The following is a 14,361-nucleotide window of genomic DNA, read 5'->3' as shown; positions in this document are numbered from 1 at the left end:
CTAAAGGTTTTGTTAAATTCGCAATATGTCGCAACCTTTAGTTAGTATTTTAATCCCTTTTAAAAACACGGAAGCCTTTATTGCTGAGTGTATTCAGTCTATTTTAAATCAAACTTACAACAATTGGGAAGCTATTTTCATTGATGATAATTCCGATGATAATTCGTACAAAATAGTCGAAAATTATACCAAAACAGACTCTAGACTTAAAGTTTTCAGAAATAATAACTCAGGAATTATAGACGCCTTACAAACGGCTTATTCTTATAGTTCAGGCAGCTATATTACCAGAATGGATAGTGATGATAAAATGACATCTATTCGATTGGATACTATGGTTACTAGCCTTGAAACATATGGCAAAGGGCATTTAGCTGTAGGACAAGTAAACTATTTTAGAGCAGATGGACTTAGTGATGGGTTTGCACGATATGAAGCTTGGCTCAATCAACTAACAATTAAAGGCACAAATTATTCTGAAATCTATAAAGAATGCGTAATTCCGTCGCCTTGTTGGATGCTTCATCGTGATGATTTTGATGCTTGTAATGGATTTAATTCTGAGATTTATCCTGAAGATTACGATTTAGCATTCCGATTTTATAAAGCAAATTATACCTGCATTCCTTGCGATAAAGTATTACTACACTGGCGAGATTACAGCACAAGAACCTCTAGAACGCACGAGCATTATGCAGAGAATTCATTTTTAGACCTAAAAGTGAAATATTTTTTAGAGTTGAATTACGATGCCTCTAGACCATTAGCCATTTGGGGCGCAGGACACAAAGGCAAAACCTTAGCCAAAATATTATTGAAACAACAGATTCCGTTTTATTGGATTTGTGATAACCCAAAGAAAATAGGAAAACATATTTACGACCAAGCGCTTTATAATTTTGATTATTTGGCCGAACTTAAAAATCCTCAAAGTATTGTAACTGTTGCTAACACCAAAGCACAAGAAGAAATAACAAATTATTTTGAAATTCAAAATATGCAATCCATGATTGATTATTTCTTTTTCTGTTAAATTTCTCAGAAGCTGAACAAGGTTATCTGTAATGATTATTTATATTTGAACAATTGATACCTACTAGTTTTTTGAAATCTGCTAGGTCTTTAAATTAGCAACTATAACAACAACGAATGCAGTTTAAAAATCCCGAATTACTTTACGCACTATTTCTGCTGGTTATTCCTATTCTTATACATTTATTTCAGCTTCGTCGTTTTCAAAAAGTTGAATTTACCAATGTTAAGTTTTTAAAATCTGTAAAACTACAAACACGTAAAAGTTCTCAACTTAAAAAATGGATAACACTTTTTACGAGAATGTTACTTTTAGCCTGTGCGATCATAGCGTTTGCCCAACCCTTTATTCCAAACACGGAAGCGTATAATGACAGCCAAGAAACCGTTATATATCTAGACAATTCTTTTAGCATGCAAGCCAATGGAAATAACGGAACATTACTCAATGAATCTATTCAAGATATCATAAATACAATTCCTGAGGACGAAACCATAAGTCTTTACACCAATGATAAAACCTTTAGAAACACAACGGTTAAAGCCTTAAAAAATGATTTAATTCAATTAACACATTCACCAAACCAGCTCAACTATGATGCCGTTTACTTAAAAGGAAAGCAGTTGTTTTCTAATGCAGCAGCCGCAACAAAAAATTTGGTATTGGTATCCGATTTTCAGCAAAATGAATCGCTTTTAAATTTTGAAAAAGACACTACGATTCAGCTAAAATTAGTACAACCAAAATCGACATTAGTTTCAAATATTAGCATTGACAGTGTATTTATTTCTAATGCTACTTCTGAAACTTTAGATTTACATGTAAGATTATCTAACCAAGCGGAACCAGTTGACAACGTTACCATCTCACTATTTAATGATAATGTCTTACTCTCAAAAAGTGCAGTAGCGATTGAAGACGAAGCAGAAGCCATTTTTACCATGGCCAATAACAAAGCCATTAATGGAAAAATAACGATTGAAGATGCAGGTTTGCAATATGATAATACCTTCTATTTTAACATTAATTCAAAACCAAAAATTAAAATTTTAGCGATTAATGACGCTGCAGATGATGCGTTTTTAAATCGGATTTATACGGAAGATGAATTCAACTTTAAAAGTTTTAAACTAAACGCTCTTAATTTTAATTTAATTCCTGAACAAAACCTTATCATTCTCAATGAAATAAATAACATTTCTAATGCTTTAAAAACCGCTTTAATGGCGTTTAAAAATGATGGTGGAAAATTATTAATTATTCCTTCAACTAAAATTGACTTAAATTCTTATAATCAAATATTTAGAGATTTAAAACTTAGGACTTTTTCCAAAACAAATTCTGATGAAAAACGCATTACTAGCATTAACTATAATCATCCACTTTTGGCTAATGCTTTTTATTCTAAAGTGACTAATTTTCAATATCCAAAGGTTGAGAAATCATATCGTTTTGCTTCAAATGCTAACACCGTTTTATCCTATGAAGATGGTTCGCCTTTTTTAGTAGGTAACACTCATACTTACGCGTTTTCTTCGGCCTTAAATTCTGATAATTCAAACTTTAAAAATTCACAATTAATAATTCCTGTATTGTATAATTTAGGTTTACAGAGTTTAAAACTTTCAAAATTGTATTACACTATTGGTCAGCCAAATTCTATTGCTATTCAAGCTTCAATTGGTCAAGATGACATCTTAACTTTAGACTCTGAAGAAACGTCTGTGATTCCGCTTCAAAAAACATACAGCAAATCGGTTGTGCTAGAAACTGAAGATTTTCCTAATGTAGCCGGAATTTTAAACGTTAAGAATAAAGAAAGCATACTCGAAAACCTCAGTTTTAATTACAACAGAGCAGAAAGCAACCTTAGTTATTACGATTTAAATGCTTTTACTGACACAGATGTAGATACACGTTTGTCAACGGCAATTAATAATATAAAAAGTAACACAAGTATTAATGCGTTATGGAAATGGTTTGTTATTTTTGCACTACTATTTCTAATAATTGAAATGTTACTTCTAAAATATCTTAAATGAACGCACTCATAAAATCTGCAACCATCGTTGATTCTAAAAGTGATTTTCACAATGAAACGGTTGATATTTTAATTGAAAAAGGTCGTATTTCCAAGATTTCAAAACGCATTACTAATCCCAAAAATTACAAAGAAATTAAACTGGACAATTTGCATGTGTCGCAAGGTTGGTTTGATAGTAGTGTCTCTTTTGGCGAACCTGGTTATGAGGAACGCGAAATTATTAGCAATGGTTTAAAAACTGCAGCGAATTCTGGTTTTACGGGTGTGGCTTTAAATGCCAATTCTAATCCTGTGATTGATAGTTATGCAGACATTACGTTTGTAAAATCTAAAGCCCAAGATCATGCGGTTAGCCTCTATCCTATTGGTGCGTTGACGCAAGGAAGTCAAAGTGAAGACTTAGCGGAATTGTTTGATATGACTAATGCTGGCGCAGTTGCTTTTTACGATTACCAAAAGCCAATTTGCAATCCTAACTTAATGAAAATTGCGTTGCAATACGCAAGTAATTTTGATGGCTTGGTGTGTTCTTTTCCACAAGAATCTAAAATTTCTGGTCTTGGTGTTGCCAATGAACATATTAATAGTACCAAATTAGGTTTAAAAGGAAATCCGGCTTTAGCTGAAGAACTCCAAGTCGCTAGAGATTTATTTTTGTTAGAATATACCGAAGGTAAACTGCACATTCCAACAATTTCTACAGCAAAATCAGTAGAATTGATTAGAGCAGCAAAGGCTAAAAAGTTAAATGTAACCTGTAGTGTTGCCATTCATAATTTACTATTTACAGACGACGTTTTACACAGTTTTGATACCAATTACAAGGTATTGCCACCTTTAAGAACACAAACCGATTGTGATGCTTTAATTGAAGGTTTAAAAGATGGCACTATTGATATGGTTACTACAGACCATAACCCAATTGATATTGAAGACAAAAAGATAGAATTCGATTATGCCAAATACGGAACTATTGGTTTAGAATCTGCTTTTGGAGCGCTACAAACGCTATTTACAACAAAGAAAACAATTAGTCTTTTAACCCAAGGAAAATCGAGGTTTGGCATTTCTGAAACCACAATAAACGAAGGTGAATTAGCCGATTTAGCTTTATTTAATCCAGATACGTCTTATGAGTTTAGTAAGAGCGATATTACCTCTCGTTCTAAGAACAGTATGTTTTTGGGAACTCAATTAAAAGGGAATACTTATGGCATTATTGCCAACAATAAAATTGCATTAAAATAATGAACCAAAATACCATAGACGAAGGCAAAACTTTAGGTTTAGTAGCTTACTTAACCTTATTGGGTACGCTGATTGCGTTTTTTATGAACCAAGACAAAAAGAATCCGTTTACGGCTTTTCATATTAGACAAGGTTTAGGCTTAGGTATTCTTTATATGATTATTGCTTTTGGAGTGAGTAGCATGGATAGCATGATGGTAAGTATGTCATTTTGGCTCTTTTTTTCAATTCTATATTTCTATGGTTTAATAGGAGCGATTTCAGGGAAAATGAATAAAATTCCATTCATTGGAGATGTGTTTCAAACTATATTTAAATCTATAGGCCAATAATTATGTCGAAATTACACTACATCACAAGACCTTCTTCTTTAAAAGAAAACGCACCTCTTTTAATCATGTGTCATGGTTACGGAAGTGATGAGAATGATTTGTTTTCTTTTGCTTCAGAATTACCAGAAGAATTAATGATTATTTCTTTACGAGCACCTTACGCTATGCAACCATACGGAAATGCGTGGTATGCTATAAATTTTGATGCTGATAAAGGCAAATGGAGTGATAACGAACAGGCTAAAGAATCGGTTGGTAAAATTGCGGAGTTTATTGATTATGCTTGTAATACCAATGCTGTAGATTCTAAAAACGTAACCTTACTAGGATTTAGCCAAGGGACTATTTTAAGTTATGCTGTAGCATTAACTTATCCTGATAAAGTAAAAAACATTGTGGCTTTAAGTGGTTATGTGAATGAAGATATTATTCCGGCTTCTATAAATAAAGCAGACGTTTCGCATCTTAACTTCTTTTGTTCTCATGGTTCTGTAGACCAAGTTATTCCTGTTGATTGGGCACAAAAAGCACCTGTGTTTTTAAACGCTTTAGATATTAATCATGTATATTCTGAATATCCTGTAGGACATGGTGTTGCACCTCAGAATTTTTATGATTTAAAGGCTTGGCTAGAAAAGCATATTTAGATTAATTTACTGAAGGATACATTAAATATTCTACCAATTTATATTTAAGATTATTGGCCTCGTCAATCTCATAGCTCACAAAAATTTCGCCCCAAAATTCGCCATCAGTAAAATTGGCAATAATCCATTTGTGGTTTAAAATTCTAATATTATTTATTAATAATTTAGAACTCGTCATGGAAACATATGGTACAATTGGATGATCATCGCCTTCATAATCATTCATATTATACAAACCTTCTTTTATCGCAGGTATGAGCTGTGTTGTATTATAACCTTGGGCTTCAAAATATGTTAAGGCGTCTTCATTTCCATCAATATTGAAATAACTCATTTCAAAATTGTGCTCCTCCATGTCCTTTATTTTCTGTTCGCTTGCTTTGAGTTGTGATTTAACATTTACTATATCTTCTTCATATTTATCTAATATGTTTTTTGAATTTACATATTGAAAAATCAATAACAATACTGTAAAAATAAATAGATACATTAAAATTTTATTCTTCATGCTTAAATGGAAATTTGTAAATTATCGTATGCTAAAAAAACGTTTTCTGGTAATGATTTTTGTACATCATCATGAAAACCTAATAAATGACTAATATGTGTTAAATACGCTCGTTTTGGTTTTACTTGCTTTATAAACGCTAAGGCTTCTTCTAAATTAAAATGAGAAATATGCGATTTGATTCTTAAGGCATTAATGACTAATACATCTAAATTTTCTAGTTTTTTAATCTCTTCCTCACTAACCGTTTTCATGTCTGTTAAGTAAGCAAAATTACGAAAACGATAACCAAACACCTGAAGCTTATAATGTAATCCTTCTATAGGTTGCACATCTATATTGCCAACCAAAAAAGAAGCATTCTCAATATAATGTTTGGTTACACTTGGTACACCTGGATACTTCTCACCTGTTGTGAAAATATAATCAAATCGTTTTTCTAAGGATTCAAAAACACGCTGATGTGCATACAAATCTATATCGCCTTGTCTAAAAAAAAATGGTCTAATATCATCTAATCCCATGGTATGATCTGCATGCTCGTGGGTAAAAATAATGCCATCTATTTTTGTCACTTTAGCCGTTAGCATTTGTTGCCTAAAATCAGGACCACAATCAATAACAAATGTATAATCATCCCACTCTATTAATACAGAAACTCGCAAACGTTTATCTTTTGGGTTACTGCTTAAACAAACCGGATGATCACTTCCTATTATAGGAATTCCTTGCGACGTACCTGTTCCTAAAAATGTAATTTTCAAACTAAATTGGTTTAAAACAAAAATAAACTTATTTTTTTGTTTGCAATAGTAAATTAATACCTTTGCGAAAACGATGTAAACCCAATTCTATGAAGGAAATAACGTATAAAGGTGATACTTTAATTGAAAATATTCCATCGCTAAAAGACAAAGCGCTTCGTATTAATCTTAATGCAGATATTTATGGTACCTTTTCTGAAATTGGTGCTGGACAAGAAACAGTACGTCATTTCTTTAGAGCTGGTGGTGCTTCCGGAACTATTGCAAAAGCAATGTCTGCTTATGATAAAGACTTTAGTGATGCCATTTACGGTATTGAAGATGACAAACGCTATGTAACAGAAGCTAGGCTTCGTAAAATGCTAAACCATGAAGTGCGCTTAATGGAAGAGCGTATTACCAGAGATACTAATCCTAATAAAATATTTTTCTCTTATGCAAATACAGTAGCCACTATTGATTTTGCTAAAAAATATAAAGGACATGGTTGGGTAGGCATAAAATACCAAGTAGGACCAAATGAGGAGTATAATGATATTATTCTTCATGTTAGATTTAAAGAAACCGATGCACGTTTACAACAAGAAACTTTAGGTAAATTAGGAACTAACTTGGTGTATGGTGCTTTTTACAAGTATAATCAGCCAAGAAAACTTCTAAGATATTTATACGATCACTTAGACAAAGATCAACTAGAAATTGACACTATTAATTTTTCTGGACCTGTGTTTAAAGATGTAGATAACCGATTAATGAGTTTACAATTGGTTAAAAACGGAATGACTGATGCCGTAATGTTTGCTCCAGATGGTAACAATGTTTTACCAGCAAGAGTTCTGTATAAGAAGAACATTTTAACTTTAAGAGGAAGTTTTAGACCAGTTACTAAAGTAAATATGGACATGTTAGAGAAATCTTACGAAATGTTCATTAAAGAAAATAAAGTAGATAAAGAAAAAACTCAGGTTGTTTTTGAAATTACCTTATCTAATTTAAGAGCCGAAGGAAAAATTGATGAGCAAGATTTTATGGATCGTGCAAAATTATTATGTTCTCTAGGTCAAACGGTATTAATATCTAATTTCCAAGAGTACTATAAATTAGTGGAGTATTTCTCTCAATATTCTAGAGCGAGAATGGGATTAGCCATGGGAGTTAACAACCTAGTTGATATTTTTGATGAAAAATATTACCGTCATTTAAGTGGTGGAATTTTAGAAGCCTTTGGTAAGCTATTCTATAAAGATTTGCGTGTATATCTTTATCCAATGCAAAACAAAGATGGTAGCTTAACAACGAGCGAAAACTTAAAAGTTCACCCACGTATGAAAGAATTATATAAATTCTTTAAGTACAATGGTAAAGTTGTTGACATTGCAGATTTTGACACGTCTAACTTAACAGTATTCTCTAGAATTGTACTAAAAATGATTGCAAATAATGATGAAGGCTGGGAAAAAATGTTACCAGAAGGTGTCGCAAAACTAATTAAAGAAAAAAGTTTATTTGGCTGTGAATCCGAAGAGGTTTTGCATAAAAACTAAGCTAAGTTATATTTTAAAAAAAAGCGTATTGAAATTTTCAATACGCTTTTTTTTTACGTCTTCTGTTATAACTTTATATACTTTTCTTTACAAGGTTCAATGCAAGGGTAGCTTAAAATTAGCGTATTGCCATCTATAACAAAATTATAAGCCCAACCACTATCTGAACAATTATCTGGCGTTAAATTAGAATCTGTATAAACTCCTATATATAAATCATCTGTAGTTGCACTATTACAAATACTTTCAGTGCTACTAAATGTTCCATCTTCAAAAAACGTAATCGTTTTTTCACTATCAATATCTTGAAATGTTCCATTTCCATCTCCAGGATCTGACAATACTTCTATCAATTTCCAATTCCCAATTAAATCTGCATCTTCTGTATCATCATCACTACAAGACACCAACGTTATGATTACCAATAAGATATATACTAATTTCTTCATATATCCATTTATTTAGTAGATGTACAACACTATAAAAGGTTGCGTTGATATTTTAATTATTCAAAAAAAAAAAAATCTAAACATCCAAAATCTGCTCAGTATGAGCCTTAGTCTTAACTTTAGATATTACATCTGTTAAAACACCATTTTCGTCAATTACAAAAGTGGTTCTATGAATACCATCGTACTCTTTTCCCATAAATTTCTTTGGTCCCCAAACACCAAAAGCTTCAATAACAGCCTTATCCTCATCGGCCAACAAAGGGTATTGAAATCCATATTTAGTTTTAAAATTAGACTGACGCTTAGCACTATCCGCACTTACGCCAATAATGTCATAGCCCAAAGATTGAAAACGCTCAAAATTATCATTAAGATTACAGGCTTCAGCAGTGCAACCAGGTGTACTTGCTTTTGGGTAAAAGAATACCACTAATTTTTTCCCTTTATAATCTGATAATGAGATGGTATTCCCTTGTTCATCTAAGGCAGAAAAATTAGGAGCCTTATCGCCTACTTTTAAGTGTGTCATATTGTGTAAATTTGTATATCATGTCTTAATCGTAAAAATACAAAATGACAAAACAAGAAAAAGTTAATTTCGTTATAAATACTTTATATAAATTATATCCTGAAATTCCGATTCCTCTAGATCATAAAGATCCTTATACATTATTAATTGCCGTTTTAATGTCTGCTCAAAGTACAGATGTTCGTGTAAATCAAATAACGCCTTTATTGTTTGAACGTGCCGACAATCCTTACGACATGATAAAATTGAGTGTCGAAGAAATTAGAGAAATCATAAAACCTGTAGGTTTATCGCCTATGAAAAGTAAAGGTATTCATGGCCTATCTCATATATTAATTGATAAACACAATGGCGAAGTACCAAAAACCTACGAAGCATTAGAAGCTTTACCTGCAGTAGGACACAAAACCGCAGCTGTAGTCTTGTCTCAAGCTTTTGGTATTCCTGCGTTTCCTGTAGACACACACATTCATCGCTTAATGTATCGTTGGAATCTTACCAACGGCAAAAATGTTGTACAAACCGAGAAAGATGCTAAACGTTTATTTCCTAAAGAACTTTGGAATGATTTACATCTGCAAATTATTTGGTATGGAAGACAATATTCTCCTGCTCGAGGTTGGGATTTAGAAAAAGATATCATTACTAAAACCATTGGTAGAAAGACCGTTATTGAAGCGTATTATAAAAACAAAAAATAAGAGGTAATGGTATAATTATTGTGACCGTTTAGTAAACCATTCAACCCTTATGAAATTACGATTAATAATACTATTCTTATGTATTTCCTCATGTATTACTTTAAGAAAAGCGCCCGAATATTTTACTTATAAAGTAGAAATAGCAAAAAAGTTTAAACGTCAATTTCCTAAAGAATTAGCTTTCATTTTTGAAGACCCAAAAGATGCCAATCAATTTTATAATTACATAAATAAAAAATTTCTACTAAATGATACTGATGTTGGTCTCAACGTTCCTTTAGTTATAGACAACAATACCTATTATTTAACTTATTACGAATCCGAAATACCAGATAAAAAACTCAATTTATTAGGCCTTGCAATTGATGCCACACGCCTTGCGAATGATCGCGATCCTCTTTTTAATGATAACTATGTGCAACGTAAAGGTCATTGGTTTATAGCCATTACTGTTTTTGATGCTTTTGATAAAAATTGTTTAGCACCAAACCATGAAGATCAAAAACTAATTCTAGACTATTTACAAATTTTGCAAAACGAATATTTAAATAGTCCATACTAAATAAAAAAACTGATAATTTCTTATCAGTTTTTTATGTTTAAGTTAATTTAGAAGTGCTTCAAACTTCAATTTATTATGATTTATAACACTCAAAGCCTTAGAGTAATTTAAAAGGAAGTTAATCGTTTCCTCTTTTGGATTTAGGTCATACATTTTTGTTTGAGAAGCGTTAGAGTAAATTTTTGCCATTTTTATAATTTATCAGTTTATATATAGCAAAAACGTAACACGAACTACTTTATTGTATCAATTTGTTAAAATAATATTATTTTGTTCAATTACTTTTCTCATATTTATAAGTGCATATCGCATTCTTCCTAATGCTGTATTGATACTTACACCTGTTCTTTCAGAAATTTCTTTAAAACTCATATCTTGATACATACGCATCAATAACACCTGTTTTTGATCCTCTGGTAACTCCTCAATAATACGACGCACATCAGATTCTACCTGATTTTTTATAATGGTCTTCTCTGCATTTAAGCTAGAATCACTTAGCACAGAAAAAATACTAAACTCACCTGTATTATGAAATTTAGGCATACGCTTGTTTTTTCTAAAATAGTCTATCACTAAATTATGAGCAATACGCATAACCCAAGGTAAAAATTTACCTTCTTCATTGTATTTTCCTCGTTTTAATGTTCTAATCACTTTAATAAAGGTATCCTGAAAAATATCTTCAGTAACATCTCTATCAAACACTTTAGAATAAATAAAGCTGTAAATTTTTTGCTTATGCCTTTCTATTAAAATTGAAAGTGCATTTTCGTTGCCCTTAATGTAGTTGGTAACCAACTCTGCGTCTTGGATAAGTTCTCTTCTCATAATAATTACTTTAAAACTGAATAGTCTCCTATTAAGTTTGGGGTTAAAAAGCTGTTTTTTAAAGTAATATTATGCTATACGCAGTAGTTTAATTAGATGAATAGATGTCAAATATAACAACAATCATTCCGAAAAAACAAAAAAAACCAGTAAATTTTAACATTTTGTCGGATAAAGAGCTCCTTTTATGGATAAAACCAGATCTTTTTAGTTAAAAATAAGCACCATTTTTAATAATAACCTCTCAATCTTGATAAAAACACACCAAAAGGAGAACATTTATTGCTATAGCTAACTACAAGAATTAGTATTACATTATGTATTCCTTACTGCCTATTATATTATCTTTGCAAACTTAGATACCGATTATTTCCTATGAGTACTACTGTATTAGATGTAAATCCTAAAGAAAATATCATTATAAAAGGTGCAAATTTGCACAATCTCAAAAATATAGATGTTGTAATACCAAGAAATAAATTGGTTGTTATAACAGGATTATCTGGTTCGGGCAAGTCTAGTTTGGCTTTTGATACGCTATATGCAGAAGGTCAACGACGTTATGTAGAAAGTTTAAGTAGTTATGCACGTCAATTTTTAGGACGTCTTAATAAACCTAAAGTAGATTATATTAAAGGTATTGCACCTGCTATTGCGATAGAGCAAAAAGTTAATTCTACAAATCCGAGGTCTACCGTTGGTACTACCACTGAGATTTATGATTATTTAAAATTATTATTTGCTAGAATTGGCAAAACCTTCTCACCTATTTCGGGAGAAGAGGTTAAAAAACATACAGTCAATGACGTCATTAATTTTATATCTAATTTTAAAGAAGGATCTAAACTACTTCTCTTGGCTCCTATTATTTTAGAAGAAGGCAGAACCATAGCAAATAAATTAAACACATTACAGCAACAAGGATACGCTCGTGTAAAAATAAATGATGATGTTGTTAGAATCGATGACGCGCTTAAAACAAAACTAAATGCAGATAAAAATCTATTCTTAGTTGTAGATAGAATTGTTTTTAAAAATGACGAAGATTTTTTAAACAGATTAGCTGATGCTATTGGCACAACCTTTTATGAAGGACTTGGTACCTGTATCATTGAATCCTTAGCAGATAAAAAACAGACCATATTCAATAATAAGTTTGAGTTAGATGGTATGCAATTTTTAGAACCCAATGCACACTTGTTTAGCTTTAATAATCCTTATGGCGCTTGTCCTAAATGCGAAGGTTATGGCGATGTTATTGGTATCGATGACGATTTAGTTATTCCAAATACAGCATTATCAGTTTATGAAAATGCCATTTTTCCTTGGCGAGGAGAATCCATGAGTTGGTACAAAGATCAATTGGTAAACAACTCGCATCATTTTGATTTTCCTATTCACAAACCTTATTTTCAATTAAGTGAAAAACATAAAGCATTAATCTGGGAAGGCAATCAGTACTTTGAAGGTTTAAATGCATTTTTTAGTGAATTAGAGTCAAAAGCGTATAAAATACAAAATCGTGTGATGCTCTCTCGATATCGCGGAAAAACAAAATGTAATGTGTGTTTAGGTAAACGATTACGAGTGGAAGCCAACTATGTAAAAATTAATAATGCAACCATAACCGATTTGGTAGACTTACCCTTAGATGAACTAACGGTATTTTTTAAAAATTTAAAGTTAAATGCATACGACGCAAAGATCGCAAAACGTCTTTTAACCGAAATTAATTCGAGATTACAATTTTTAACCAATGTAGGCCTCAATTATTTAACACTAAACCGAAAATCGAATACATTATCTGGTGGAGAAAGTCAACGCATTAACTTAGCAACATCCTTAGGCAGTAGTTTAGTTGGCTCAATGTACATTTTAGATGAACCAAGTATTGGCCTTCACCCAAAAGACACTGAACGCCTAATTGAGGTGTTAAAATCGTTACGTGATTTAGGTAATACTGTAATTGTAGTAGAGCACGACGAGGATATAATGAAAGCAGCAGATGCCATTATTGATATAGGACCAGAAGCCGGAACCTTTGGAGGCGAAGTCATGGCTGTAGGCAACTTTAAAGACATTCTTGCCGCAAATACCTTAACGGCAAATTATTTAAATGGTCAACTTGAAATTGAAGTTCCTAAAACACGTAGAACATCTAAATATAACATTGAAGTCATTGGTGCTCGTGAAAACAATTTAAAAAATATTGACGTTAATTTTCCGCTTGAAATGCTTACGGTAATTACAGGTGTCTCTGGAAGTGGAAAAAGTACTTTGATAAAAAAAATTGTATTTCCTGCGATACAAAAGAAATTAACAAGCTTTAGTGATAAAATTGGTCAAGTCTCTGAGGTAAAAGGGAACCATAGCAACATTAAACATGTTGAGTTTGTTGACCAAAACCCAATTGGCCGTTCATCGCGTTCTAATCCTGTTACTTATATAAAAGCATATGATGATATTCGTACATTATTTGCTTCCCAAAAACTTAGTAAAATTAGAAATTACGCGGCCAAACATTTTAGTTTTAATGTAGATGGTGGTCGCTGTGAAACGTGTAAAGGCGAAGGCGAAGTGACCATAGAAATGCAATTTATGGCAGATGTACACTTAACTTGTGAAACGTGTAACGGAAAGCGATTTAAAAAAGAAGTTTTAGAAGTAAAAGTAGATGGTAAATCTATTGATGATATTTTAAACTTAACCATTGACGATGCTATAGCATTTTTTAAATCTAATATAGAAACTAAAATACAAGGAAAATTACAACCGCTCCAAGACGTAGGTTTAGGTTATGTAACCTTAGGACAATCGTCATCAACACTATCTGGTGGTGAAGCACAGCGTATAAAACTTGCGACGTTTTTAGGCAAAGGCAGTAAAAGCAATAGTGCGTTATTTATTTTTGATGAGCCCACTACTGGTCTACATTTTCATGATATTAAAAAATTATTAAAATCTTTTAATGCATTGATTGCCAAAGGGCATTCAATACTAGTTATAGAACATAATATTGACCTGATTAAATGTGCAGATTACATCATAGATTTAGGCCCAGAAGGTGGTAAACATGGTGGACAATTAGTAGCTGCCGGAACACCAGAAGAACTTTCAAAAAACAAACATTCCATAACTGGTCATTACCTCAAAGAGAAATTGTAAC

At 31.9% G+C, this 14,361-nt stretch carries 15 protein-coding genes; 9 read left to right on the top strand and 6 right to left on the bottom strand.

The genetic code is table 11. The features are described from left to right. Nucleotides 1-25 precede the first annotated feature (25 nt). The 5 genes from HNV08_RS15745 to HNV08_RS15725 all read left to right on the top strand — a co-directional run bounded on the left by HNV08_RS15745 (nucleotide 26) and on the right by HNV08_RS15725 (nucleotide 5,304). On the top strand, nucleotides 26-1,033 hold the full coding sequence (locus HNV08_RS15745; protein WP_173282317.1) for a glycosyltransferase family 2 protein: 1,008 nt from the start codon (nucleotides 26-28) through the stop codon (nucleotides 1,031-1,033). A gap of 116 nt (nucleotides 1,034-1,149) precedes the next feature. Continuing rightward, nucleotides 1,150-3,075 (top strand): BatA domain-containing protein, encoded by a 1,926-nt coding sequence (locus tag HNV08_RS15740; protein ID WP_173282316.1) that lies wholly within the window; start codon nucleotides 1,150-1,152, stop codon nucleotides 3,073-3,075. Next, on the top strand, nucleotides 3,072-4,325 hold the full coding sequence (locus HNV08_RS15735; protein WP_173282315.1) for a dihydroorotase: 1,254 nt from the start codon (nucleotides 3,072-3,074) through the stop codon (nucleotides 4,323-4,325). The genes HNV08_RS15740 and HNV08_RS15735 overlap by 4 nt, the downstream gene beginning before the upstream one ends. After that, nucleotides 4,325-4,657: a hypothetical protein gene (locus tag HNV08_RS15730; RefSeq protein ID WP_173282314.1), complete on the top strand. Its 333-nt coding sequence runs from the start codon at nucleotides 4,325-4,327 to the stop codon at nucleotides 4,655-4,657. The genes HNV08_RS15735 and HNV08_RS15730 overlap by 1 nt, the downstream gene beginning before the upstream one ends. 2 nt (nucleotides 4,658-4,659) lie before the next feature. Continuing rightward, on the top strand, nucleotides 4,660-5,304 hold the full coding sequence (locus HNV08_RS15725; protein WP_173282313.1) for an alpha/beta hydrolase: 645 nt from the start codon (nucleotides 4,660-4,662) through the stop codon (nucleotides 5,302-5,304). A gap of 1 nt (nucleotide 5,305) precedes the next feature. Here the strand turns inward: HNV08_RS15725 and HNV08_RS15720 are convergent, their stop codons facing one another. Both HNV08_RS15720 and HNV08_RS15715 read right to left on the bottom strand, forming a co-directional pair. Further along, on the bottom strand, nucleotides 5,306-5,812 hold the full coding sequence (locus HNV08_RS15720; RefSeq protein ID WP_241697245.1) for a hydrolase: 507 nt from the start codon (nucleotides 5,810-5,812) through the stop codon (nucleotides 5,306-5,308). Between the two features lie 2 nt (nucleotides 5,813-5,814). Further along, nucleotides 5,815-6,576: an MBL fold metallo-hydrolase gene (locus tag HNV08_RS15715; RefSeq protein ID WP_173282312.1), complete on the bottom strand. Its 762-nt coding sequence runs from the start codon at nucleotides 6,574-6,576 to the stop codon at nucleotides 5,815-5,817. An 89-nt stretch (nucleotides 6,577-6,665) separates the two neighbouring features. Here HNV08_RS15715 and HNV08_RS15710 point away from each other — a divergent pair, with 89 nt between their 5' ends. After that, entirely contained in the window at nucleotides 6,666-8,120 is a 1,455-nt protein-coding gene (locus HNV08_RS15710; protein WP_173282311.1) for a TonB-dependent receptor, read from the top strand. A 65-nt stretch (nucleotides 8,121-8,185) separates the two neighbouring features. On the opposite strand, the gene HNV08_RS15705 is transcribed toward HNV08_RS15710, so the two are convergent. Together HNV08_RS15705 and bcp are read right to left on the bottom strand one after the other, a co-directional pair. Further along, nucleotides 8,186-8,569 carry a hypothetical protein gene (locus HNV08_RS15705; protein WP_173282310.1) on the bottom strand — a complete coding sequence of 128 codons (384 nt, stop codon included), beginning with the start codon at nucleotides 8,567-8,569 and terminating at the stop codon, nucleotides 8,186-8,188. A gap of 76 nt (nucleotides 8,570-8,645) precedes the next feature. Further along, complete coding sequence (gene bcp, locus HNV08_RS15700; RefSeq protein ID WP_173282309.1) at nucleotides 8,646-9,101, bottom strand: thioredoxin-dependent thiol peroxidase; 456 nt, start codon at nucleotides 9,099-9,101, stop codon at nucleotides 8,646-8,648. A gap of 44 nt (nucleotides 9,102-9,145) precedes the next feature. Here bcp and HNV08_RS15695 point away from each other — a divergent pair, with 44 nt between their 5' ends. Together HNV08_RS15695 and HNV08_RS15690 are read left to right on the top strand one after the other, a co-directional pair. Then, nucleotides 9,146-9,802, top strand: coding sequence for an endonuclease III domain-containing protein (locus HNV08_RS15695; protein WP_173282308.1), 657 nt, complete (start codon nucleotides 9,146-9,148; stop codon nucleotides 9,800-9,802). A gap of 49 nt (nucleotides 9,803-9,851) precedes the next feature. Next, on the top strand, nucleotides 9,852-10,364 hold the full coding sequence (locus tag HNV08_RS15690; RefSeq protein ID WP_173282307.1) for a hypothetical protein: 513 nt from the start codon (nucleotides 9,852-9,854) through the stop codon (nucleotides 10,362-10,364). A gap of 42 nt (nucleotides 10,365-10,406) precedes the next feature. On the opposite strand, the gene HNV08_RS15685 is transcribed toward HNV08_RS15690, so the two are convergent. Then, nucleotides 10,407-10,553: a hypothetical protein gene (locus HNV08_RS15685; RefSeq protein ID WP_173282306.1), complete on the bottom strand. Its 147-nt coding sequence runs from the start codon at nucleotides 10,551-10,553 to the stop codon at nucleotides 10,407-10,409. Between the two features lie 57 nt (nucleotides 10,554-10,610). After that, a complete protein-coding gene (locus HNV08_RS15680; RefSeq protein ID WP_173282305.1) occupies nucleotides 10,611-11,195 on the bottom strand; it encodes an RNA polymerase sigma factor in 585 nt (194 codons plus the stop codon). Between the two features lie 375 nt (nucleotides 11,196-11,570). Here HNV08_RS15680 and uvrA point away from each other — a divergent pair, with 375 nt between their 5' ends. After that, nucleotides 11,571-14,360, top strand: a complete 2,790-nt coding sequence (gene uvrA, locus HNV08_RS15675; RefSeq protein ID WP_173282304.1) for an excinuclease ABC subunit UvrA — start codon at nucleotides 11,571-11,573, stop codon at nucleotides 14,358-14,360. The last annotated feature ends 1 nt before the right edge of the window (nucleotide 14,361 follow it).

The sequence above is a fragment of the Winogradskyella eckloniae genome (assembly GCF_013249045.1).
GTDB classification, from domain to species: domain Bacteria; phylum Bacteroidota; class Bacteroidia; order Flavobacteriales; family Flavobacteriaceae; genus Winogradskyella; species Winogradskyella eckloniae.
Note: the sequence above shows the minus strand (reverse complement) of the source record. Positions and strands in the feature narration are given on the sequence as shown.